This is a genomic window from Rhodothermales bacterium (assembly GCA_039944855.1).
GTDB lineage: Bacteria > Bacteroidota > Rhodothermia > Rhodothermales > JANQRZ01 > JBBSMX01.
Map to the genome: position 1 here is coordinate 1 of JBDUXZ010000039.1, position 22,587 is coordinate 22,587.

The 22,587-nt window shown below is 69.3% G+C and carries 24 protein-coding genes; 9 read left to right on the forward strand and 15 right to left on the reverse strand.

Annotated elements, in window-relative coordinates; translation table 11 throughout:
- Positions 1-137: 137 nt before the first annotated feature.
- Both ABJF88_18890 and ABJF88_18895 read right to left on the reverse strand, forming a co-directional pair.
- Positions 138-563 (reverse strand): hypothetical protein, encoded by a 426-nt coding sequence (locus ABJF88_18890; protein ID MEP0549008.1) that lies wholly within the window; start codon positions 561-563, stop codon positions 138-140.
- Between the two features lie 39 nt (positions 564-602).
- Positions 603-1,103 (reverse strand): hypothetical protein, encoded by a 501-nt coding sequence (locus ABJF88_18895; protein ID MEP0549009.1) that lies wholly within the window; start codon positions 1,101-1,103, stop codon positions 603-605.
- A gap of 190 nt (positions 1,104-1,293) precedes the next feature.
- On the opposite strand from ABJF88_18895, the gene ABJF88_18900 reads away from it, so the two are divergent.
- Positions 1,294-1,965, forward strand: a complete 672-nt coding sequence (locus ABJF88_18900; GenBank protein ID MEP0549010.1) for a rhomboid family intramembrane serine protease — start codon at positions 1,294-1,296, stop codon at positions 1,963-1,965.
- On the opposite strand, the gene ABJF88_18905 is transcribed toward ABJF88_18900, so the two are convergent.
- The 7 genes from ABJF88_18905 to ABJF88_18935 form a co-directional block, all read right to left on the reverse strand.
- Positions 1,962-2,660, reverse strand: coding sequence for an HAD family hydrolase (locus tag ABJF88_18905; GenBank protein MEP0549011.1), 699 nt, complete (start codon positions 2,658-2,660; stop codon positions 1,962-1,964). The genes ABJF88_18900 and ABJF88_18905 overlap by 4 nt on opposite strands.
- A gap of 2 nt (positions 2,661-2,662) precedes the next feature.
- A complete protein-coding gene (locus ABJF88_18910) occupies positions 2,663-3,814 on the reverse strand; it encodes a hypothetical protein (GenBank protein ID MEP0549012.1) in 1,152 nt (383 codons plus the stop codon).
- Between the two features lie 86 nt (positions 3,815-3,900).
- On the reverse strand, positions 3,901-5,190 hold the full coding sequence (locus ABJF88_18915) for a pyridoxal phosphate-dependent aminotransferase family protein (GenBank protein ID MEP0549013.1): 1,290 nt from the start codon (positions 5,188-5,190) through the stop codon (positions 3,901-3,903).
- Between the two features lie 186 nt (positions 5,191-5,376).
- Positions 5,377-6,447, reverse strand: a complete 1,071-nt coding sequence (locus ABJF88_18920; GenBank protein MEP0549014.1) for a glycosyltransferase family protein — start codon at positions 6,445-6,447, stop codon at positions 5,377-5,379.
- Positions 6,448-6,567: 120 nt separating this feature from the next.
- Positions 6,568-7,206, reverse strand: a complete 639-nt coding sequence (locus ABJF88_18925) for a DUF5683 domain-containing protein (protein MEP0549015.1) — start codon at positions 7,204-7,206, stop codon at positions 6,568-6,570.
- Complete coding sequence (locus tag ABJF88_18930) at positions 7,178-8,143, reverse strand: ParB/RepB/Spo0J family partition protein (protein ID MEP0549016.1); 966 nt, start codon at positions 8,141-8,143, stop codon at positions 7,178-7,180. The genes ABJF88_18925 and ABJF88_18930 overlap by 29 nt, the downstream gene beginning before the upstream one ends.
- Positions 8,144-8,178: 35 nt before the next feature.
- Positions 8,179-9,120 (reverse strand): AAA family ATPase, encoded by a 942-nt coding sequence (locus ABJF88_18935; protein MEP0549017.1) that lies wholly within the window; start codon positions 9,118-9,120, stop codon positions 8,179-8,181.
- Between the two features lie 305 nt (positions 9,121-9,425).
- Between ABJF88_18935 and ABJF88_18940 the strand changes: the two genes are divergently transcribed.
- From ABJF88_18940 to rpiA, 8 genes are all read left to right on the forward strand, one after another.
- Positions 9,426-11,492 carry an ATP-dependent helicase gene (locus ABJF88_18940; protein ID MEP0549018.1) on the forward strand — a complete coding sequence of 689 codons (2,067 nt, stop codon included), beginning with the start codon at positions 9,426-9,428 and terminating at the stop codon, positions 11,490-11,492.
- A 13-nt stretch (positions 11,493-11,505) separates the two neighbouring features.
- Entirely contained in the window at positions 11,506-11,991 is a 486-nt protein-coding gene (locus ABJF88_18945; protein ID MEP0549019.1) for a GNAT family N-acetyltransferase, read from the forward strand.
- Positions 11,992-12,092: 101 nt separating this feature from the next.
- Positions 12,093-12,323: a hypothetical protein gene (locus tag ABJF88_18950; protein MEP0549020.1), complete on the forward strand. Its 231-nt coding sequence runs from the start codon at positions 12,093-12,095 to the stop codon at positions 12,321-12,323.
- Positions 12,320-12,529, forward strand: coding sequence for a hypothetical protein (locus ABJF88_18955; protein ID MEP0549021.1), 210 nt, complete (start codon positions 12,320-12,322; stop codon positions 12,527-12,529). The genes ABJF88_18950 and ABJF88_18955 overlap by 4 nt, the downstream gene beginning before the upstream one ends.
- Positions 12,530-12,541: 12 nt before the next feature.
- Positions 12,542-12,730 carry a hypothetical protein gene (locus tag ABJF88_18960; GenBank protein MEP0549022.1) on the forward strand — a complete coding sequence of 63 codons (189 nt, stop codon included), beginning with the start codon at positions 12,542-12,544 and terminating at the stop codon, positions 12,728-12,730.
- 103 nt (positions 12,731-12,833) lie between these two features.
- Positions 12,834-14,066, forward strand: coding sequence for an ABC transporter permease (locus ABJF88_18965; GenBank protein ID MEP0549023.1), 1,233 nt, complete (start codon positions 12,834-12,836; stop codon positions 14,064-14,066).
- 70 nt (positions 14,067-14,136) lie between these two features.
- Positions 14,137-15,366 carry an ABC transporter permease gene (locus ABJF88_18970; GenBank protein ID MEP0549024.1) on the forward strand — a complete coding sequence of 410 codons (1,230 nt, stop codon included), beginning with the start codon at positions 14,137-14,139 and terminating at the stop codon, positions 15,364-15,366.
- Between the two features lie 66 nt (positions 15,367-15,432).
- Positions 15,433-16,149 (forward strand): ribose-5-phosphate isomerase RpiA, encoded by a 717-nt coding sequence (rpiA, locus tag ABJF88_18975; GenBank protein ID MEP0549025.1) that lies wholly within the window; start codon positions 15,433-15,435, stop codon positions 16,147-16,149.
- Between the two features lie 109 nt (positions 16,150-16,258).
- On the opposite strand, the gene ABJF88_18980 is transcribed toward rpiA, so the two are convergent.
- The 6 genes from ABJF88_18980 to ABJF88_19005 form a co-directional block, all read right to left on the reverse strand.
- Complete coding sequence (locus ABJF88_18980; GenBank protein MEP0549026.1) at positions 16,259-16,933, reverse strand: energy transducer TonB; 675 nt, start codon at positions 16,931-16,933, stop codon at positions 16,259-16,261.
- A gap of 244 nt (positions 16,934-17,177) precedes the next feature.
- Positions 17,178-17,858: an energy transducer TonB gene (locus ABJF88_18985; GenBank protein MEP0549027.1), complete on the reverse strand. Its 681-nt coding sequence runs from the start codon at positions 17,856-17,858 to the stop codon at positions 17,178-17,180.
- Between the two features lie 223 nt (positions 17,859-18,081).
- Entirely contained in the window at positions 18,082-18,741 is a 660-nt protein-coding gene (locus ABJF88_18990) for an energy transducer TonB (protein MEP0549028.1), read from the reverse strand.
- 85 nt (positions 18,742-18,826) lie between these two features.
- Positions 18,827-19,171 carry a VanZ family protein gene (locus ABJF88_18995; GenBank protein ID MEP0549029.1) on the reverse strand — a complete coding sequence of 115 codons (345 nt, stop codon included), beginning with the start codon at positions 19,169-19,171 and terminating at the stop codon, positions 18,827-18,829.
- A 56-nt stretch (positions 19,172-19,227) separates the two neighbouring features.
- Positions 19,228-20,814, reverse strand: coding sequence for an NAD(P)H-hydrate dehydratase (locus ABJF88_19000; protein MEP0549030.1), 1,587 nt, complete (start codon positions 20,812-20,814; stop codon positions 19,228-19,230).
- A gap of 37 nt (positions 20,815-20,851) precedes the next feature.
- Entirely contained in the window at positions 20,852-22,534 is a 1,683-nt protein-coding gene (locus ABJF88_19005; GenBank protein ID MEP0549031.1) for an Ig-like domain-containing protein, read from the reverse strand.
- Between the last annotated feature and the right edge of the window lie 53 nt (positions 22,535-22,587).

Sequence of the window (22,587 nt, forward strand, 5' to 3'; positions counted from 1 at the left end):
GGGGTCCGCAGCGTTCGAGGAGCCCGATGCGGTCGCGTCGAGCGAGGCGGACCCCCACCTGTCCTCCCCCTCCGAGGGGGAGGGACGCGATCTGAACGCGCTCGCTGGGTTCGACTTACCTGAGTTCATAACACGCTCTAGATGCCGTCGCGGCGTTCGAGGATCGTCCGCGTCTCGGTGCCGGGCACCGTCAGCGTGAGGGTGATCCCGTCCACGTCGTAGGCGAAGCGCCGGGTTTCGGCGCTGTCCTCGACGGCGATGAGGTTATCCCCGGCGAGGCGGAAGGTGGAGCGATTGGTGGAGCCCGCTTCGTTTTGGACGATGTAGTCGCCCTCGCGCGTGAACGTTACGAAGTAGAGGTCCTCGGGCGCGGTGCCAGCCTGCTCCGTGATGACCCACTGCCCGAGGAGATCGTCGGCGCCCTCGATGATCTCTTGCGGCGCGGTCGGCACTTCGGGCCCGGAGGCGTCGGGGTCGATCGTGAGCGCGTCGGGCTCGGCGGGTTCGCTGGCGCAGGCGGCGAGGAAGAGGGCGGTGAAGAGGGAAGTGGTCAGGATGCGCATTGGGCTGGGCGTTGGGTAGGCAATACGAAGCAGGCGGCGTTACGGAGCGGGCGGCTGGGCGGGCGGCTGGGCGGGCGGCAGCTCATCGAGCGGCGCGTCCAACGGCGGCGAGTAGACGGAGTCGGGCGGCGGCGGCGGCGGCGCGGGCGGCACCGGCGGGGCGTCCACGAGGCGGACGAGCAGCATCGGCTCGCCCGTGCCGAGCGGGCGGAGGAGGAGGGTGTCGCCGCGTACGACCGGGATGAGGTTCTCGGCGTCGAACTGCGAGCGGATCTGGAGCGTCGAGTCGTCGATGAAGTCGTAGGCGGCGTTGATCGTCGAGGCGGGCCCGAGCGGGCGCGGGCGCGTGATCTGGAGGCTGCCGTTCTCGGCGAAGACGTAGAGCTGGCCGTTGCGGTTGAGCGTGCCAGCCTCGCCCGTGATCTCCCACGTGCCGACGAGCGCGGCGGCGGGGTCGACCGGCGGTTCGTCCTGTGCGCAGCCGGGCATGAGCGCGGCGGCGAGGGCAAGCGAGAGGAGGGCGTGGAGCGGTCGGGGCATAGCGCGTCGGGGGCGAGTCGTTGCCTGGAGCGGGGGCACGGTGACACGGAGGATACCGGGGCGCGGGTTCCTCCGCAGGCCGATAAGTTAGACTACGAACGCGGTACGGAGTGCCGCCGAATCGTGCCCCTGTCCGCTCGGCCCGCCTGTTCGGTCCGGCCCGTGCCGGTGGGGCAGAACCGCGCGGCGGATGCCGGATACAACGCCCACTCGCCCCGGCCGCCGCTCCGTCGCGGCCCGCCCGTTTCTCCACCTCTGCCCAATGTTTCTCGAATCGCCCGTCACCCTCATCCTCCTCGTCATCAACGTGCTCATCGGCGTGTACACGATGACGAGCGACCCGTCCCTCCTGGACCGGTGGTCGTTCAAGCCGTACCAGTTCCTGCGCGGGGAGTACTGGCGCGCGCTCACGGCGGGGTTCGTCCATGTCGGCCTCGCCCACCTCGCCTTCAACATGATCACGCTCTACTTCTTCGGGCCGTGGATCGAGGGCCTGCTCGGGCCGGCGAAGTTTCTGGCGATCTACTTCGGCTCCGAGATCGCGGCGAACATGCTGACGCTGGCCAAGCACAAGGACAACCCGGCGTACTCGGCCGTCGGCGCGTCGGGGGCGATTTCGGGCGTGCTGTTCTCGTTCTGCCTGTTCCAGCCGTTCGCGATGCTCGGGGTGATGTTCATCATCCCGATGCCGGCGATCCTCTTCGCCGTGCTCTACGTCGTCGGCTCGATCTACGCCTCGCAGCAGGGCGGCGGGCGGATCGCGCACGAGGCGCACCTCGGCGGCGCGCTCGGCGGCGTCCTCCTGACCCTCCTCGTCTACCCCGACGCGCTCTCGATCTTCCTGCACCAACTCGGGCTCTAGCCGAGGAGCGCGTCGACCAGCGCCGTCCACTCGGCGAACACGAACGCCTCCGAGCGCGCGGGGTCGCCGCCGTACCACGCGACCTGCCAGCCCGCGCCGCGCCCGCCCTCCACGTCCGAGTGCAGCGAGTCGCCGATGTAGAGGATCGCGCCGGGCTCGACCCCGGCAACGTCGGCCGCGTGCGCGAAGATCGCCGGATGCGGCTTCATCACGCCGACCTCCTCGCTGATGACGACGGCGTCGGACCGCTCGCGGAGTACGGGAAAGCGGTCGAGCTTGGCGTGCTGCACGTCCGCAAAGCCGTTCGTGAGGAGGCCGACAGGGAAGCGGTCGGCGACGGCGTGAAAGGCGGCTCCGGCGCCGTCGGTCCAGCGCCAATGCGCGGCGTAGCGGTCGAGGTAGGTCTCGCCGAGGTGGGCGGCGTCGAGTCCGTCGAGCTCGAGCGCGGCATGGAGCCGCTCGAAGCGGAGGCGCTGCACGTCGTCGCGGCCGATCTCGCCGGCGGCGTAGCGTCGCCAGAGCGGGACGTTGTGCGCGTGGTAGGTCTCCTGCACGTGCGCGAGGGCGTGCCCGTCGAAGTGGGTGGCGAACGTCGAGCAGCAATCGGCGAGGGCCTCCCGCTCGGCGGCGCGGTGGTCGAGGAGCGTGTCGTCGAGGTCGAAGTAGACGAAGCGGACGGCGGATACGTCGAGCATCGTCACAGCGCTTTCTCCATCATCGCGTACTCCTTGTCGCGGACGGCGCCGAGCTTGTCGAGGGAGTTGACGAGCGGCATGTTCACGTCGAGCACCCAGCTCATCTCGCAGGCGTCGTAGCCGGCTTCGAGCCCGTTCTGGATCGTGGCGTCCACGAGGATCGCGTCGAAGCCGCGGCCGTGGTATTCGGGGAGCACGCCCATCAGCGGGAGCCGGATCTCGTAGACCGCGCCGAGCTTGGCGTAGGCCAGCAGCTTCGGCAGGCCGAGTGGGAAGAGCCGACCGCTCGGGACGTGGCGGAGCGCCTGGTTGAGGTTTGGGATCGAGATGGCGAAGGCGACGGGTTCGCCCTCCATTTCGAGGATGTACACCAGTTCGGGCTCGATGACCTGTTTGAGGTCTTTGGCGAGGTGCTTGAACTCGTGCTCCGTCATCGGGACATGGCCCCAGTTCTGCGACCACGCCTCGTTGTAGATCCGCAGGATGGCGTCGGCGTCCTCCCAGAACCGGTCCACGTCGAGCGTGCGGAGGCTCAGGCCGGGGTTCCGCCGCATCACGATCTCGGCCCCGCGCCGCAGCTTGTCTTTGTTGACGTAGGCCTCGTGGACGTAGTACGCCCACATTGTCATCGCCCGCTCGAACCCGTAGCGCTGGAGGAAGTCGACGTAGTACGGCGGGTTGTACGGCATCAGGATCGACGGCTCGCGGTCGAATCCCTCGACGAGCAGCCCTGCCGTGTCGTTCATCGACGGGTTGACGGGGCCGCGCACGCCGGTGTAGCCGCGCTCGCGCAGCCAGCCCGTCGCCGCGTCGAGGAGCGCCTCGGCCACGGCGTAGTCGTCGACCGATTCGAAGAAGCCGAAGAACGCGTTGTTGTCGGCGTACTTCTTCAGGTGCATCCCGTTGACGATCGCAGCGATGCGGCCGACGACCTCGCCGCCCGCATCTTCCGCCAGGAAAAGCTGGATCTCGCCGTGCTCGAAGAACGGGTTCTTCTTCGGGTCGAGCACCTTTGCCTGGTCCATCCGTAGCGGGGCGATCCAGTGCCGGTTCTCCGCGTAGTGGCGGTACGGGAAGTCGATGAACCGGCGTTTGTCGCTGTTGGACGATACAGGCCGGACGGTGGCGCGGGAGGCGGTATCGGCTTCGCTCATAGGGGGCGCGGTGGATGAGGGGCTACAAGAAACGACGTAGGGGCACAGCACGCTGCGCCCCTACGGGAAACGGTGGCGTGAGGCGGTCAGTCGTCGTGGTGCCCATTGACGCCGTTGCTGCCGTTCGCGCCGATGACGCCGTAGCGGAGGCCGATGCGCTTGAACGCGTCGAGGATGAAGTCGAGCTCCTCGTTCGTGTGCGTCGCCATGTAGCTCGTCCGCATGAGGGCCTGCCCCTTCGGCACGGCGGGCGGGACGACGGCGTTGACGAACACGCCCTCGTCGAGGAGGTCGTGCCAGAACTGGAAGCACGTCATCATGTCGCCGACGACGACGGGGATGATCGGCGTCTGGCTCGTCCACACGTTGAAGCCGAGGTCGCGGAAGCCGGCGCGCATGTAGTTCGAGATCTCGTCGAGGCGAGCGAGCCGCTCGGGCTCCTCGATCAGGATGTCGAGGCAGGCGAGGACCGTCGCCACGTTCGCCGGAGGCATCGAGGCGCTGAAGATGTGGGTGCTGGCCGAGTGGCGGATGTATTCGGTGACGGACTCGGAGCCGACGGCGAAGCCGCCGAGCGAGGCGAAGCTCTTCGAGAACGTGCCCGTCACGAGGTCCACTTCGTCCATCAGCCCGAAGGCGCTGGCCGAGCCGCGCCCGCCCTCGCCGACGACGCCGATCGCGTGCGCGTCGTCGAGCATGAGCGCTGCGCCGAACTCGTTCGCGAGGTCGACCAACTCGGGCACTTTGGCGAGCGTCCCGTTCATCGAGAACACGCCGTCGGTGACGATGATCTTGCCGGCGTCGGGCCGCTCCTCGGCGTACTTCTCGAGGAGGAGCCGGAGGTGGCGCATGTTGTCGTGGCGGTACCGGACAGTCTCGGCGAGGCTGGCCTGCGTGCCGGCGACGATGCAGGCGTGGTTGTCCTTGTCCGAGAAGATCAGGTCGCCCTTCGACGCGACGCTCTGGATGACGCCCTGGTTCGTCATGTAGCCCGTCGAGAAGAGGACGCAGGCGTCCTTCCCCATGAACTCGGCGAGGCGTTGCTCCAACTCCAGGTGGAGGTCGAGCGTGCCGTTGAGGAAGCGGCTGCCGGTGCAGCCCGTTCCGTAGTCGGCAATCGCCTGCTGCGCGGCTTCGACGACGCGCGGGTGGTTCGTCAGGCCGAGGTAGTTGTTCGACCCGGCCATAATGACCTCGTGCCCGCGGATGACGGCCCGCGTGCCCTCCGCCACCTCGATGGGGCGGAAGTAGGGGTAGAGATCGGCGGCTTTGACCTGGGCGTAGTCGTTGTCCGGATCGAAGAACCGGCGGGTCTTGTCGAAGATGGAGCGGCTGTTGCGCTCGGCCGCCCGCTCGGCGGCGGCGGATTTCTCCACATCCGTCTCCACACGTCGGGGTCCCCCCGTGAAATCAGGCAACGTCATAGGCGCTCTCCAGGTCGCTAAAGTCTTCCGGCCGCACGATCTTTGCGAAGCTACGGCGCGGCACCGGACGCGCCCGGCAAAATATAGTGAAACGCTTCCACCCGTTCGGAAGCGTGCCGTTGGGCCGCGCGAGTGCCTTCACGAGGCGAGAGCGAAGGTGCGGCGCGGGCAGACCGCTTCAATGTGATCGGCGGCGAGGGCGTTCCCGAGCGGCCCGCCCCCTGCGACGGGAGGCAGCACACGCAGAAACCGCTCGATCGCCGGTGCGGTGAGGCGGCCGAGCACGGCATCGCCCCGCCCGGAGCGGCGGAGGTAGAGGGCGTTGACGGCTTGCTCGAAGAACCCCCGGTTCGGCGCTGCGAGCACGGGCTTACCGAGGTGGAGCGCTTCGGAGAGGAGGGTGAACCCGGCCGTGCTGACGACGGCGCGGCACGCCGCGAGGTCGTCGACGAACCCCCGGCGCGACGCTGCGCGGAAGGTGAGGTTCGGGTAGGCTGCTGAGTCTGCGGGCGCGGGCACGTTGTAGACCACGAACGGCGCGTCCACGCGGCGCAACACGTCGAGCAGGCGGTCGGAGCCCTCGGGGTGGTTGACGTAGACGAGGAGGTGCGCGCCCCGACGCGGCGCGGCGTCGAGCACGTCGGGCCGGAGGATCGGCGGGACGAGCGCGGCGTCGCTGCCCGCCCGATGCGGCGGAAAGAAAAACGACGGCACGACGACGCGGTCGAACAGCCCGCGCGGAGCCATCACGCCGATACCGAGCCGGGTGAGCGCGGCGCTCGCGGCGTAACGTAACGGGACGTGGCAGCGCGTCTCGGTTAGAATCTGCTGGTGGCTGAGCGCCACGACCGGAAGGCCGAGCCGCCGGGCCGCGCGCGGGGCGAACGGCTCGAAGTCGGCCACGACGAGGTCGGGGTCGAGGTCGTCGATCCGCTCGGTGAGGGCCTCCACAATCTCGGGCGTGCGGACGGCGAGCGGCGCGTTCTGCCACGCCGTCGCGAGGAGGCGGACGCGGTTGCCGCGGACGAGTTCGGCGGGGGCGGGGACGTCGAGCACGAATTCGCCCTGCCGGCGTAGGCGGTCGGCGGCGTCGGCACCGCAGCAGAAGAGGACGTCGTGTCCGCGCTGGCGGAGGGTGTGGGCGACGCCGAGCGCGCGGGACGTATGGCCGCGGCCCTGCCCGTTGAGCGCGTAGAGGATGCGAGCCACAGCGAGAGGAGAGAGGGGAGAGGAGCGATCGGCCTACGCGCTAGCCCGCCCGTTGGCTCCCGATGGACCGCCGTAGATATGCCCCGCCGGGGCGTCTCTACCTTGCGGGCAGGCGCAGCGTCAGAAATTCCATCGCAGCGAGGCCGTCGCGCCGGTCGGCGTCGGGGCGAGATGGATCGACAGGTCCTCGCTCACGTCGAAGTCGGCGAGGTGGGCGCTGACATAGGCGTCGAGCGCTTGGAGGGCGTAGGCGAGGCCGGAGAGCAGGATCGAGAAGTCGCGGTCGCGGCGGCTGGCGTCGCGGAGCGCCCGGCTCGACGCGGCGGGCAGCATCCCGATCGCGATCCACTCGTCCTCGAACTGCTCGAAGCCGTCGCACGTGCCGGGCGGCACGGTCGTGCCGGTGTCGCAGTCGGCGTAGATGGCGGCGCGGCGGTAGCGCACGGTCCGCACGTGGTTGACGACGGCGAGCGTGACGAGCCCGCTGACCGCGGCCACGGCTACGCCCGCTCTGACGTAATCGCCGTTCGAGACCTGGCCCCAGCCGGGGACGAGCAGGCTGCGCCGGAGCGCGGTCTTCGGCGCGAGCGGAAGTGGGGCGAGGGGCGGCAGCGCCTCTGTCGTGCCCACGACCACGGGCGACGTGGCGACCGTATCCGGCGCGGTGACGGGCTGCGCCGCAGCCGCGTGGCAGAGGGCCAGGGTCAGCAGCAGCGCCGCGCGGCGCACCCTACCGCTCCAGCAGGAGGTCGAGGACACGCTCGAGGTCGTCCTGCGAGTAGTACTCGATCTCGATCTTGCCGCTCCCGCTGTCCTTGTGGCGGATCTTGACCTGCGTGCTCAGCCGGTCGCGGAGAGCCCCCGTGAACTCGCGGAGCTGGAGGGCGTCGCGGCTGGGCGTCGTCACGGCCTCGGTGGCATTCTCGACGGCGTCCTCGGCCGGGGCGTCGGCGGCGTCGAGCCGCTTGCGGTACTCGCGGATGAGCTGCTCCACCTGCCGGACGGAAAGCTCGTTGGCCACGATCTCGCGGTAGAGCTCGAGCTGGGCGTCGTCGTCCTCGATCGAGACGAGCATCCGAGCGTGGCCCGACGTCAGCGTGCCGTCGCGGAGCGAGGCGAGGACGGGCGGCGGGAGGCGGAGGAGGCGGAGCGTGTTCGCCACCGTCGAGCGGTTCTTGCTGACCTTCTTGGCGACCTCCTCCTGCGTCAGCCCGCACTCGTCGATGAGGCGGAAGTAGCCGAGGGCCACCTCGACGGGGTTGAGGTTCTCGCGCTGGATGTTCTCGACGATCGCCATCTCCAGCATCGCCTCGGTGTCGGCCTCGCGGACGTAGGCCGGCACACGCGTGAGCCCGGCGCGCTTAGCGGCACGGAGGCGGCGCTCGCCCGAGATGATCTCGAACCGGCTGTCGCCGAGGGAGCGGACGGTGATCGGCTGGATGATGCCGAGCTGGCTGATCGACGCGGCGAGCTCGTCGAGGGCCTGCTCGTTGAACGTCTCGCGCGGCTGGTACGGGTTCGGCCGGATCGCCTCCACATCGAGCTCGGCGACGCGGCCGAGCAGGCGGACGCGGTCCTCGAAGTTGTAGAGCTTCGGGCCGGAGGCCTGGCCTTCGCGCGCGTCCTCGCTCCGCTCCGAGGTGGAGGGGAGCAACGCGCTGAGTCCTTTGCCGAGCGCTGCTTTCTTCGTCGCCATGGGGGTAGAGAGTGAGCCGGGGGGAGCGGGTCGCGTTACCGCGAGGGGGAGTCGGAGTGGAGGACGGAGTCGAGGTCACCGCTGGGCTGCGGCACGACCGCCGGGACGACGGGGCCGGCCGTCGGGTGCGCCGCCGTGCCGTTCCCCGCGCGCAGGCCCGCTGCGACGGGGCCGTTCGGGCGCCGCGCCCCCGCCTCCTCTTGCTGGAGGTACGTCTTGTTCGCGGTGATCACCTCTTTGGCGAGGCCGATGTAGTTGCGCGCGCCGATCGAGGTCGCCTCGTAGAGCAGCACCGGCTTGCCGAAGCTCGGGGCCTCGCTGAGCCGGACGTTCCGCTGGATGACGGTCTTGAACACCTTGTCGCCGAAGTAGCGGCGGACCTCGGCGGCGACCTGCTTCGAGAGGCGCAGCCGCGAGTCGTACATCGTCAGGAGCACGCCTTCGATCTCAAGACCGGGGTTGAGGTGCTGGCGGACGATCTTCACCGTGTTGAGCAACTGGCCGAGCCCTTCGAGCGCGAAGTACTCGCACTGCACGGGGATCACGACCGAGTCGGCAGCGGTGAGGGCGTTGAGCGTGAGGAGGCCGAGCGACGGCGGGCAGTCGATAACGACGAAGTCGTACTTCCGGCGGGCGTTCGTGATGGCCCGCTTCAGCACGCGCTCGCGCTCCATCACGTCGATCATCTCGATCTCCGCGCCGACGAGGTTGATGTGGCTCGGGACGACGTCGAGGAACGGCATCTCCGTCTGGCAGACGGCGTCTTCGAGCGAGGTGTCGCCCGTGAGGACCTCGTACGTCGAGAGCTCGACGGCGCGCTGGTCCACGCCGACGGCGGACGTGCCGTTAGCCTGTGGGTCGATGTCGAGGAGCAGCGTGGGGTGCTCCGTAGCCGCGAGGGACGAGGCGAGGTTCACGGCGGTCGTGGTTTTCCCGACCCCGCCTTTCTGGTTCGCTACCGCGATAACCTTCCCCATGGCCGCGCCTGCTGTGCGTGGTGATCTGTCCGGTGGCACCCGATGCCGGAGGGCATAAACGGGGGCGGTGGCTCTGTGTCTGCCGCCGCGCCGACCCGCTCGGGTGTGCGCCGCCAATATACCCGCGGCCCTCCCCCTTCGCAAGCGAAGACAGGCCGGAGACGCGGGCGAGAGCGGTCGCTGTTCGCCCCGCCGTAACGCGTTAAGTTCGGTCTGTTTCCCAGTCGTGCCGGGCCACTGTTTGCGGGGTCCAGACCGCGCGTACCTTCCGATTCTCGTTCGTCTCCCACACCCTCGTCCCGCCCGTGGCCCGCCGTTTCGTTCTCAAGAAAGAGCCCGAGCTCGCCGCCCCGTCGACCCTGACGATCGACTACGCGGGCGAACTCAACGAGCAGCAGCACGCGGCGGCGACGGCGGGCGACGGGCCGGTGCTGATCGTGGCGGGCGCGGGGACGGGGAAGACGCGCACGCTCGTCTACCGCGTGGCCTACCTCATCGAGACGGGGACGCCGCCCGAGGGCATCCTGCTGCTGACGTTCACGCGCCGCGCCGCACGCGAGATGCTCGGCCGCGCCGCGCTCCTCCTCGACGGTCGCTGCGAGCGCGTGCGCGGCGGGACGTTCCACGCCTTCTGCCTCCAGATCCTCCGCCGCTGGGCCGAGGCGGTGGGCTACCCGAAGAACTTCACGATCCTCGACGCCGTCGACGCCGCGGATGTGATCGACGTGCTGCGGTCCGAGCGCGGGCTGCACCTCTCGAAGAAGCGGTTCCCGAAGAAGCGCACGCTGCAGGGCATCTACTCCGCCGCCGCGAATCGCAGTCTCGACCTCGCGGACGTGCTCGAACAGACGTACCCGCAGTTCCTCATCCACCTCGACGAGATCGAAGACCTCGGCCGTGCCTTCACCGACTACAAGCGACGGCACGGGCTCGTGGACTATGACGACCTCCTCGCCCTCACCGTCCGCCTTTTGGAGAGCGACGACGCCGTACGGGCGAAGGTTGCGGGCGCGTGCCGGTACGTACTCGTCGACGAGTACCAGGACACGAACCGGCTGCAGGCCCGGCTCGTCGAACTCTTCGCGAGCGTGCACGGGAATGTCACCGCCGTCGGCGACGACGCGCAGAGCATCTACCGCTTTCGCGGCGCGGATGTGGGCAACATCCTCGCCTTCCCCGAGGTCTTCCCCGGCACGCGGCTCTACAAGCTGGAGCAGAACTACCGCTCGACGCAGCCCATCCTCGACCTCGCCAACCACGTCCTCCGCCGCGCGAAGCGGAAGTACGAGAAGGAACTGTACACCGAGCGCGAGGGTGGCGAGAAGCCCGCGCTCGTCGCCGCGCCCGACGACCGCTGGCAGAGCCGGTTCGTGTGCCAGCTCCTGCTCCAACTGCGCGAGGAGGGGACCGCGCTGAACCGGATGGCCGTCCTCTTTCGCAGCGGCTACAACTCGTACGACCTCGAAGTCGAGCTCGACCGGCGACGGATCCCGTTCGTGAAGTTCGGCGGGCTGAAGCTGACCGAGGCGGCGCACATCAAAGACGTGGTCGCGCACCTCCGCGTGGCGGAGAATCCGCTCGACGTCGTCGCGTGGAACCGTGTGCTGAAGCTGATTGAGGGCATCGGGCCGAAGACGGCGCGCGAACTCGTCGACTGGGTGCTGGCGGCCGACGACCCGTTCGCGCTCGACGCCCCGGCCGTCTCGCCGCGCTACGCCGAGCGCGTCCGCCACTTGGGCGAGACGCTCCAGCGGATGCGCGCCGCCGGCGTCACGCTCCCCGCGCAGATCGAACTCCTCCTCCAGTATTACCAGCCGCTCCTGGAGCGGGTCTACTTCGAGGACTTCGGGAAGCGGGCGCAGGACCTGGAGAGCTTCGCCGGGATCGCCGAAGGGCAAGGCTCGCGCGCCACCTTCCTCGAATCGCTCGCGCTCGACCCCATCGACCTCACGGCGACGGACGTGGAGGGCACGCACAAAGACGAGCCGCCGCTCATCCTCTCGACGATCCACAGCGCCAAGGGGCTGGAGTTCGACACCGTCTTTTTGATCCAGGCGCTCGACGGCATCCTCCCGAGCCAGTACGCCGTGAAAGACGATGCCGAGCTCGACGAGGAACTGCGCCTGCTCTACGTCGCTCTCACGCGGGCCGAGACGAACCTCTTCGTGAGCTACCCGACCGTGCAGTACCAGCGCCGGAGCGGCGACTTCTTCACGAACCCGAGTCGTTTCCTCGCGGATGTGCCCGAGAAGCTGCTGGAGCCGTGGACGCTCGCTGAGGACGAAGACAGCGAGCCCGCTGTACTCGAAGCGCCCGCGCCGCCACGCCTCCCGCCCGCGCGCCGCGACACGAGCGACGGGCTCCCGTTTTAGCCGAACCGTTTGTATGCTACCGGCGTCCACCGCTCCCGTCCCGCCGCCCGCTGCCGTGCAGACCACCACCGACACCATTCAGATCGACCTCGTGGGGATGGCGTCCCTCCCGACGATCCAGCGGCTGAACCACACCGTGTTCGGCGAGGCGCGCGTCATCAATCAACTCGACCGGCGGGACTTGCTGATGTTTCTGGCCTCCGTCGGCGGCGAGCCCGTCGGGTTCAAAGTCGGCTACGGGCTGACGCGGACGACGTTTTACAGCGCGAAGGGCGGCGTGTTGGAGCCGTGGCGCGGGCGCGGGGTGGCGCGGGCGCTGCTCCACGCGATGGAGGCGGAGGTGCGGCGGCTCGGCTACCCGCGCTTCGCCTACGACACGTTCCCGAACATGCATCCCGGCATGACCGTCCTCGGCCTCCGCGAGGGCTTCGAGGTCACCGCCGCGGGCTACAACGCGACGTACCAGGACTACCGCATCCGGTTCGAGAAAGCACTGTAGGTCACATCGAGTAGGCGCGAGGCCGTCCGAATCCTCAGGGACGATGGCTGGCATCACGTTCGGGCGAAGGGCCGCCCCATCATCGACAGACTCCGACAGCCATGAGCGTCAAAGAAATTATCGCCGCCATCGCCGACCTCCCCGACAGCGAGCGCCGCCGAGCGTACGTCGGACTGGACGAGCTGCGTAGCTCCGACCCGGTCGCCCCGCCACCGAGGCCGCTCAGCGCGCACGACAAAGCCAAGCACCTGATCGGGCCGGGCAGCGGCCTGAGCGACCTGTCGAGCAACAAGGATTACCTGAAAGACCTCGGCGAAAGCTCGCTCTCATGAGCCGATCTCTCATCGCCGACACCGGGTTGATCGTAGCGTATCTCGACCCCGACGACCGGCACCACGGCTGGGCGGCGGAGCAGTTCGACCGATCCCCGTCGTTCCTCACTTGCGAAGCGGTCATCACGGAGTCGTGTCATCTGGCTCAGCGCCAGCACAACGGGGTGGCGCGGGTACTCGGGCTGTTGGAGGCGGGGGTGCTGTAGATCGCGTACAGTTTGCGCGGGGATGAGGCGAACGTGGCCGCGCTGATGGCGAAGTACGCCAACCGGCCGACGGACTTCGCCGACGCCTGCCTCGTGAGGATGGCCGAGCAGCGCCCGAACTGCGAAGTCATGACGGTGGACGGCGACTTCCTCGTTTACCGGCGGCACGGCTACAAGGCGATCGACGTGACCCATCCCTGACGGCGCGCGGTCGACGGTGCGCGGTATGCTCGCCCGCGCAACTCCCGTTCGCCTCGCTCGTACGTGGTCGCATCCGTCGCCCTTTCCTCCGGCCCCCCGACCGTTGCCCGCCGCGCTCCTCGAATTCGTCGAAGGCCTCCGCATCGCCGTCCGCGCGATCTGGGCCAACCGGCTCCGCGCCATCCTCACCACGCTCGGCATCATCATCGGCATCGTCTCGGTGACGGCGATGTTCACCACCATCAACGGGATCGAGCGCGGGCTCGACCGCTCGATGGCGATGCTCGGGACGAACGTGCTCTCGGTGAGCAAGCAGCCGCAGACGTTCGAGAACGACTGGTGGAAGTACACAAACCGCCCGGCCATCACGCAGGACGTCGCCGAGCGCATCCGGCAGCACTCGCGTTACGCCGTCGCCGTGGCCCCGACGACGGGCACCGTCCGCGGCGTGCAGTACGAGGACCGGCAGCTCTCGACCGTCTTCGTCCGCGCCTCCACGCCCGACATCGCCGAGATCAACAACCTCGACCTCAGCGCGGGGCGATTCTTCGGCGAGACCGAGCAGCGCGCGGCGCGCAACGTCTGCATCATCGGGCAGGAGGTGGCCGAGGCGCTGTTCTTCAACGAGTCACCCATCGGCAAGCGGATCCGCGTCGGAGGGACGCGCTTCGAGGTGATCGGCGTGCTCGAGGAGCAGGGCAAGTTCCTCGGGTTGATCTCGTTCGACAACCAGGTGCTCATGCCGCTCTCGGCCTTCGAGAAGGCGTTCGGGCTGAGCGAGTGGCGCCAGATCTCGATCGAGGTGAAAGTGGACGCCGCCGAGAACATGGAGGCGGCCCGCGACGAGCTGACGGGCATCGTGCGGACGGCGCGCCAGCTCGACCCGATGGAGGAGGACAACTTCGCCATCAACCGACAAGATGCGTTCGAGACGCAGATTGCCGGGGTGAAGGGGGCGATCTACGGCGTCGGGCTCTTCCTCACTGGGCTCGCGCTCCTCGTCGGCGGCATCGGCGTGATGAACATCATGTTCGTGAGCGTGCGCGAGCGGACCCGCGAGATCGGGATCCGCAAAGCCGTCGGGGCGTCGCGGCGGGCGATCCTCACGCAGTTCCTGCTCGAAGCTATCATCGTGTGCATGATCGGCGGGCTCATCGGCGTGCTGATCTCGACGGGCATCACCTACCTCATCAACCTCGTGTTCACGGCCGTGCTCTCGCCGGGGACCGTCGTGCTCGCCTTCGGGATCTGCGTCGGCATCGGCATCCTCTTCGGGTTCATCCCGGCGTGGGCCGCCGCTCGCAGCCGCCCCATCGATGCCCTCCGCTACGAATAAGTCTGAGGCTGTGGGTCTGAGGTTCTGAGTCGCTCACCCACATCCCCAAACCTCAAACCCCAAACATCTCGTGCTCCTCTTCGAATACCTCCGCATGGCGTGGGAGTCGCTCCGCAGCAACAAGCTCCGGAGCATGCTGACGCTCCTCGGCATCGTGATCGGCGTGTTCTCGGTGATCGCGGCCGTGACGGCGGTGCAGGTGATCGAGGTCTACTTCAACGACACGTTCCGGGGGATGGGCGCGAACACGTTCTACGTCTCCAAAGTCGGCGGCGGCTTCTCGATCGGCCCGCGCGACCGCAGCCTCCGCAACCGGCCGGACCTCACGTACGAGGACATGGAGATGCTCCGCCGCCGCGCCCAGCTCCCGCTCTCGATCGCGCCCGACGGGTCGTTCGACCGAACGCGGGTGAGCTACGGCGGGGAGGAGACGGACCCGACGGTGGGCCTGCGCGGCGTCAATCAGGACTGGGCCGTCAACAACGGTTTCGAGATCGAAGAGGGCAGGTTCATTACGGAGGACGACGTCCGCTACGCCCGCGCCGTCGTCGTGCTCGGCTCGCCGATCGTAAAGCGGCTGTTCGACGTCGAGCAGGCCGTCGGCAAGACGGTGCGGATCGCAGGGCGGCGCTACCGCGTCGTCGGCACCTTCAAAGAGAAGGGAGCCTTCCTCGGCGACTCGCCCGACAACCACGTGATGGCCCCGATCACGCGGCTGTTCGCCGTCTACGGCGAGCCCGACCGCAACATCTCGTACGACGTCCGCGCGCCCAGTCCGCAGATGTTGCAGGCCACGATCGACGAGATCACGGGCCACCTCCGCGTGATCCGCAAGGTCCGGCCGCAGGACGAGAACAACTTCGACGTGGTGACGAACGACGCGCTGAAGGGGCCGATGGAGTCGTTCACGCAGTACCTCACGCTCGGCGGCGCGGGGATCGGGCTGATCGCGCTCCTCGCCGCTGGCATCGGGATCATGAACATCATGCTCGTGAGCGTGACCGAGCGGACGAAGGAGATCGGCATCCGCAAGGCGCTCGGGGCGACGCGGCAAGACGTGCTCCGGCAGTTCCTGCTCGAAGCCGTCTTCCTGTGCCAGATCGGCGGCCTGCTCGGCATCCTGCTCGGGGTCGTCGGCGGGAATGTGCTCGCCTTCACCTTCGACCTCCGCCCGACGTTCCCGTGGGCGTGGGCGATGATGGGCGTCGTTGGCGTGACGGTCATCGCGCTCGTCTTTGGCGTGTACCCGGCGTACAAAGCCGCCCGGCTCAACCCCATCGACGCGCTCCGCTACGAATAGTCCGTGGTCATTGGTCCGTTGTCCGTGGTTTCGTAGACTCCGGCACCCGCCACTGACCACGGACGAATGACCACGGACCAACAGCAGGCCAAGCAAATCGTCGGGCGCGCTGCCGCCGAGTTCGTCGAGGACGGGATGCGCCTCGGCCTCGGCACGGGCTCGACGACGGCCTACGCGCTCGAAGCCATCGGCCATCGCATCGCGGAGGAAGGGGTGCACGTGGTCGGCGTCCCGACCTCGTTCGCCGCCGAGCGGCTCGCCCGGCAGTACGGCATCCCGCTCGCCACCCTCGACGATGTGGACGGGCTCGACCTCGCGCTCGACGGGGCCGACGAGGTGGCGACGGATGCGGACGGCGCGATCCACCTCGTGAAAGGGCGCGGTGCGGCGCTGACGCGCGAAAAAGTCGTCGCCGCAGCGGCGGACCGATTCGTCGTGCTCGTCGACCCCTCGAAGGAGGTGGAACGGCTCGGGGCGACGATGCCGGTACCGGTCGAGGTGCTCCCCTTCGCGCTCGCGCCGGTCGAACGTGCCCTCCGCGGGCTCGGCGGCGAGCCCGCGTTACGGATGGGACAGAAGAAGGACGGTCCCGTCGTCACCGATCAGGGGTTCTGGATTCTCGACACCACGTTCGACCCCATCGCCGATCCGGCCGCTCTCGGCGTGGCGATCCACGCGATCCCCGGCGTGCTCGACCACGGCCTGTTCGTTGCGATGGCGACGGACGTGCTCGTCGGCGAGCCAGGCGGTGAAGTTCGGCACCAGCGGTCGGCATCGAGGTAGCGACGCGACATGTCGCGTCTCCACGGACGGCACCCGGCCTGACGAGCTACCCGACAAAAAAGCCCCGGCCGCTGAGGCAGCCGGGGCTCGATACGTCGATCCGCAGCGTTTAGCGGAGGCGGAACTTCACCGGGAGCGAGAACCGCACCTTCACCGGCTTCCCGCGCTGGCGGCCCGGCTTGAACTTCGAGACGCGGACGGCGCGGAGGGCCTCCTCGCACGTCTGCCCGCCGGGGTCGCGGACGCAGACGGGGTCGACGACGTTGCCCTGCTCGTCGACGACGAACTGGACGAACACCGTCCCCTCGATGCCGGCGCGCCGCGCGAGCTCGGGGTACTGGATGCGCCCCTGCAGGCCTTCGAGGCCGCCGATCAGCTCCGGCGGGTTCTCCACGATCACGAAGATCTCGGGCTCGGGCTCGGGCTCGGGCTCGGGCTCATCCGGCGGCGGGGGCGGGGGCGGCGGGAGGTCGGTCGGCGCGTCGTTGAGGTCGAGGTCCATGTCGAGGTCGAGGTCGATCTGCTCATCGATATCCTCATCGGGCACCTCGACGGGGGCCGGCGGCTTCGGCGGCGGCGGCGGCTTCTCGATCTGCCGGGTCTGCTCGATCTCCTCGACCTGGACGATCTCCTGCTGCTCCTCGACGATCTGGAAGTCCTGGTTCGACGTGTAATCGACCGTGAAGAGGATGACGAGGATGATCAGGGAGGCGACCAACCCGAGCTGGACGAAGATCGTGTACCTCTTGCGGAGGTCGGCACTGTCTGATTTGCGGACGGGCATAGGGGCGTCTGGGTTCGTGGGCGGCTTCCGGCAATATAAACGTTTTGTGGAGGCCCGAAAGTATGGACTCCAACGGAGCCGGGGCAAACGCGGTTCGCCCGACCCGTGATACTGGATAGACACCGCGCCGCCGCCGAAGTTGCTCAGCCGGGATTGACGCCGACGAGCGCGCCTGCAGCATTGCAAGCGCGCTCGCCCCACCCACCATCGGCCCCACCCACCATCGGATGTGCCCTGCGGATCGCTACTGCAAGCGGAACTTGACGGGGAGGGAGAACCGGACCTTCACGGCCTTGCCGCGCTGGCGGCCCGGTTTGAACTTCGCATCCCGAATGACACGGAGGGCCTCGTCGCACGTGCCGCCGCCGGGGTCGCGGATGCACATCGGGTCGACGACGTTGCCGCGTTCGTCGACGATGAACTGGACGAAGACGGTGCCTTCCAACCCGGCGAGGCGGGCGACTTCGGGGTACTGGAGGCGGTCCTGCACGCCCTGAATGCCCCCGATCAACTCGGGCGGGTTCTCCACGATCACGAAGATCTCGATCTCGGGCTCCGGCTCCGGTGCGGGCGCGGGTGCGTCCGGCGGCGGGGGCGGCGGCACGGGCGCGCTCGTCACGGTCTCGCTGAGGTCGAGGTCCATGTCGAAGTCGAGGGCGATCTCCTCTACCATCGCCTCATTCGAGACCTCGATCGGGGCCGGGGCCTGGGGCGGCGGCGGCGGCTTCTCGAGCTGCTGCGTCTGTTCGATGTCCTCGACGTGGACGACTTCCTGCTGCTGCTCGACGATGACGAAGTCGTCACTCGTCTCGAACGGCACCGTGAACAGGATCACGGCGAGGCCGAGGGACGTAGCGAGCCCGATCTCGAAGAACAGCGGGTAGCGTCGGCGGAGGTCGGCGGAGGCACTCTTGATGACGACCATGGTAGGGGGAGTTTGGTGGGACTCGCCTCTAATCAAGCCAATACGGGGGGGCGCGACTGAGAGGCCCCGTCGCCCCTCGCGGTAATGACGAAGTAGGCAGGGGTTGTACGCCATCCCGCCATCTGCGTGTGGGGGAAATCCCCAAGCCGGCCCGAGTGGCAGCCGAGAAAAAAGCCCCGGCTGCTTTCCAGCAACCGGGGCTCGATACGTCGCTCCGCGGAGATCAGCGGAGTCGGAAGCGGACGGGGAGTCGGAAACGGACCTTCACGGGCTTCCCGCGCTGCCGCCCTGGCTTGAACTCGGCGTCGCGGACGGCGCGGATTGCCTCCTCGCACGTCTGCCCGCCGGGGTCGCGGACGCAGACGGGGTCGACGACGTTGCCCTGCTCGTCGACGACGAACTGGACGAGGACCGTCCCCTCGATGCCGGCGCGCCGCGCGAGTTCCGGGTACCGCGCCCGCCGCTGGAGCTGTCGCAGCCCTTCCAACTCGTCGGGGAGCAGGACGGGCGGGTCCTCGACGACCTCGAAAATCTCTGACACATCCGCCGCGGGCTCAGGCTCAGGCACGAGGTCCGGCGGGATGGGGAGGGGTGGGATCGCGAGCGGGGCCTCCGTCGTCGGGTCGAGCGGCGGAAGCTCGACCGTTATCTCGTCCACCACCGTTTCTACTTCGATGGGCGCGGGCGGACGTGGCGGCGGCGGGTCGGGACGGTGCTGCGTGATCTCGATCTCGGTCGGCAGGATCGGCTCGTTCGGGACGCGAATGACCTCGATGTCCTCGCTGAAGCGGAGGGGGACGGAGAACGCGGCGATCGCGAGAGCGAGCGAGAGGAGGAGGCCGAGTTGGACGTAGAGGGGATAGCGGCGGCGGAGGTCTCGCATGGGCGTCGGGGTCGAGTGAACGGGTCGGAGTCCACCAATCAGACCCCGGGAGCCCGCCATCGTTGCTCTTCCCGACGAGCCGCGCTCACGTGACGGGGACCCGCTGCTTCTGCTGGAGCCAGAGCGCGAGCCCGAGGCCCAACGCCAAACCGATCACGTCGGCGACGACATCGTACACATCGGCGCTGCGGCCGAGGAAGGGCATGAGGCCTTGATACAACTCGGTCCCCACGCTAAAAGCCACGCCGATGACGAAGATGCGCAACGCCCGGTCCGGCCACGTCCGGATCCACAGGAGAGCACCGATGAAAAAGACGCCGAAGTGCCCCGCTTTGTCGAAGGTGAAGAGGGTGTGGCTCGGGATGCTCTCGCCGGGGATCGAAAGGAGCGCGAGGATAAAGAGGATCCAGCCGATCGAGAGGGCTTTCATGCGGGGATGTCGGGCGGGGCGATGGAGAGGAGAGCGGCGGCGGCAGCACGATAACGTCAGAGCCCGTCGAAGCGTACGTGCGGCAGTTCGCGCAGCAGATCCGTTGCGAGCATGGTGCGGGCTTCCCGGGTCGCGGTGTAGCGGTCGGCTGCCCGGCCGCCGAGGTGGAGCGCACAGACCGCAGCGTCAGTCGGCGCCAAGCCCTGCGCGAGCAGGCCCGCCGTCATCCCCGCGAGCACGTCGCCCGTGCCGGCCGTGGCGAGGGCCGGGTTGCTCACGCCCGCGACGAACACCTCGCCGTCGGGTGTCGCGACGACGCTCGGCATTCCTTTGAGCACGAGCACGCAGTTCCACCGCGCCGCCCACCGCGCAGCGAGCGCGATCCGGTCCGTCGTGTCGAGGTCGGCGTCGCCGACGAGGCGGCCGAGCTCGCCCGTGTGCGGCGTCAGCACCCACCGACCATCGGCGTAGTTCGAGATCAGGTCGGTGTGGCCGGCGAGCGCGTTGAGCCCGTCGGCGTCGACGACGACGGGGCCTGTGAGCTTCGTGAGGAGGGTGCGGACGAGCCGCTGCGTCTCGGGATGCGTGCCGAGCCCGCAGCCGACGAGCACGGCGTCGGCACTGCCGGTGCGCTCGGTGAGGGCCGCGAGCGCGCCGTGAGAGATCGTGCCGTCGTCCGTTTCGGGGAGCGCGACCGTCATCACTTCCGTCAGCTTCGTCTCGACGATGGGGCGGGCGCTCGCGGCCGTGCAGCAGATGACGGCCCCGGCCCCGGCCCGCGCTGCTGCTTCCGACGCCATCACGGCCGCGCCGGGGAAGGCGTGCGACCCGACGACGGTGACGACGCGGCCGGCGGTGTACTTGTGCGCGTCGCGCGGGCGCTCGGGGAGGAGGGCGCGCACGGCGGCGTCCGTCGAGCGCCGCGCGCTGCCCGCGACGCCGAGCGCCTCGGCCATGAGGTGCGGCGGAATCCCGATGTCGACGACCTCGACCCGGCCGGCGTGCTCCGGTCCGTCGTTGTAGAGGAGGCCGGCTTTGCGCGCGGCCATCGTCACCGTGAGGTCGGCGCGGACGGCGTCGTGCTGCGCGGTGCCGGTCGTGCTGTCGAGGCCGGTCGGCACGTCGAGCGCGACGATGGGCGCGGACTGCCCATTCATCCACCGGGCGAGGGCATCGACCGGGGCACGCAGGGGCCCCGTCACCCCGATCCCGAGGAGCGCATCCACGATGAGGTCCGGCGGACGAGCGGCGGCGACCTGCCGGATGTCATCGAACGGATCGACGGTCACGCGATCGTCGTGCTCGGCGACACGTCGGAGCAGGCGGAGGTTGTGCGCGGTGTCCTCCGTCGCGTCGTCCTCCGTCGCGACGACGATGACGCGGACGTGGGCGCCGCGCCCGGCCAGCACGCGCGCCACCACGAGTCCGTCACCGCCGTTGTTGCCTTTCCCGGCGAGCACGAGCACGTCGCGCCCGGCGGCGGCCCCAAACACGGACTCGATGACATCCGCCGCGCCGCGCCCGGCGATCTCCATGAGTGTGAAGCCGGGCAGCCCGAACACGTCCATCGTGCGCTGGTCGGCGGTGCGCATGGCCTCGGTGGAGAGGACGGGCTCGAAGAGATCGCGCGGGGTGTCGGGCATGGCAGAATGGGCAGTCGGGGCGGTCGGGAAGGGAGGCCTACCCATTCGCGGGCTCGTCCGATCCCTCGAACCGGACGGTGTCGATCACCGATTCCCACCGCGGGCGGACGGCTTGCGGGGCGTCGAGGAAGCGTAGCGGCTCCGGCGGGATGAGGGGCGCGAGTCGGCCGCCGTCCCACCGTCCGTTCCCGTTGCGGTCCACGAAGAAGCGGAGGCGGACCTCGCCCTCGGGCAAGCCCTCCAACCGGTACGCTCCCGTCGCATCGGCGAGGGCGACGTACCGCGCCGTACCCGCCCGCGCCTCTACGACGACGCGCCCGCTGTCCGGCGCGACGACGACGCCCGCGAGTTCGCCGCGTTCGCTGAGCGGGAGCGGCGTGAACCGGCGCACGAACGTCGAATCCGGCTGCGGCACGGCGACGCGGAACGGCTCCGACGGCGGCGGGACGATGCGGTAGCGCACGCCGTCGTCCGTCGTGAGCGCGGCGGGGAGTGCCGCGCCGAGCGTGTCGGTGACGGCGACGCCGGCGAGGGTGGCGGAGTCCGGCGGGGCGTTGAAGCGGACGCCGACCGTGTCGAGCGGCGCGAGCGCCCGCTGCCCGTCTACTGACGCGGGCAGGAAGTTGAGGAAGCGGACGGCGAGCGTGTCGGCGTCGGGGCTCGGGGTGAAGACGAGAGGCTCGGGGCGGGCGGCATTCCCGGCAGAGTCGGCGACGGCGGCGGACTCGGTCAGCCGGAGCCGGTGCGGGGTCTCGGCGAGCGGCTCCGTCCGCAGCACGATCTGCTGAAGGTCGTCGTCGGCGTAGACCTGCTCGACGGCGGCGGCGCGGCCCGTCGTGGTGTCGACGAGCGCCCACGCCGCCGGACTCCGGTCGCGGAGCACGACGGGTTCGTCGAAGCGGACGGCGAAGCGGGCGCTGCTACGGGTGCGGACGCGGAGCGGCTCGGGCGGGATCGTATCGAGCCGGGTGCGGAACGCGCGCAGCGTCGGTACGGTGCGCGCGGAGTCGGGCGCGACGGCGCGGGCGACGGGCGTGTACGGCACGGCGAACGCCTCGCCCGGATCGGCCCGGCGGTTCCGGTTCGCATCCCTCACGGCGACGACGAAGAACGGCTCAGGACGGAGGTAATCGAGCGTGAATGTGCCCGCCTGCCCCGTCTGCGTCCGGTAGTCCGGAGCCGTCGTGCGTGGGTCGGGAAGCGCCGTCGAATCAAGCGCCGTCGAATCGGTCGCCGTCGTGTCGGGGAGGGCATAGGCGAACACGTCGAGGCCGGCGACGGGCGCGCCGGTCTGCGGGTCCGACACGCGCCCCGCGATCTGCCCGCGGTCGAGGACCGGCCCCGTGGCGAAAGCGAGCGTGATCGGCTGCGGGAGCGCGACGTTGCGGAGGTCGCGCAGGTTCGTGTCGAACGTGACGACGTAGGTCGTATTCGCCCGCAGCGAGTCGGGGAACGTTACCTCAATACGGCGACCTCGCACACGCACGTCGGGCGGCGTCTCCCACGCGGGTGCGATCCCGAACGCGCGGGCGACGGAGCCCTCGTCCACGTTCTCCGAAAACGTCAGCACGAGCCGGTCGGCGCGGACGTTGACGGCGGCGTCGGCAGGCTCGGCCGTTTCGAGCCGGGGCGGCGTGGTGTCCTCGGGGCCGCCGGACGGCGGGATCGGCGTGGCGCAGCCGGCGGCGAGCAGCAGGCAGAGGAGGAGGCAGAGGCGCATGGTTGGCATAAACGAGAGGAGCCGCGCCGAATGATCCGGCGCGGCTCCCCAAA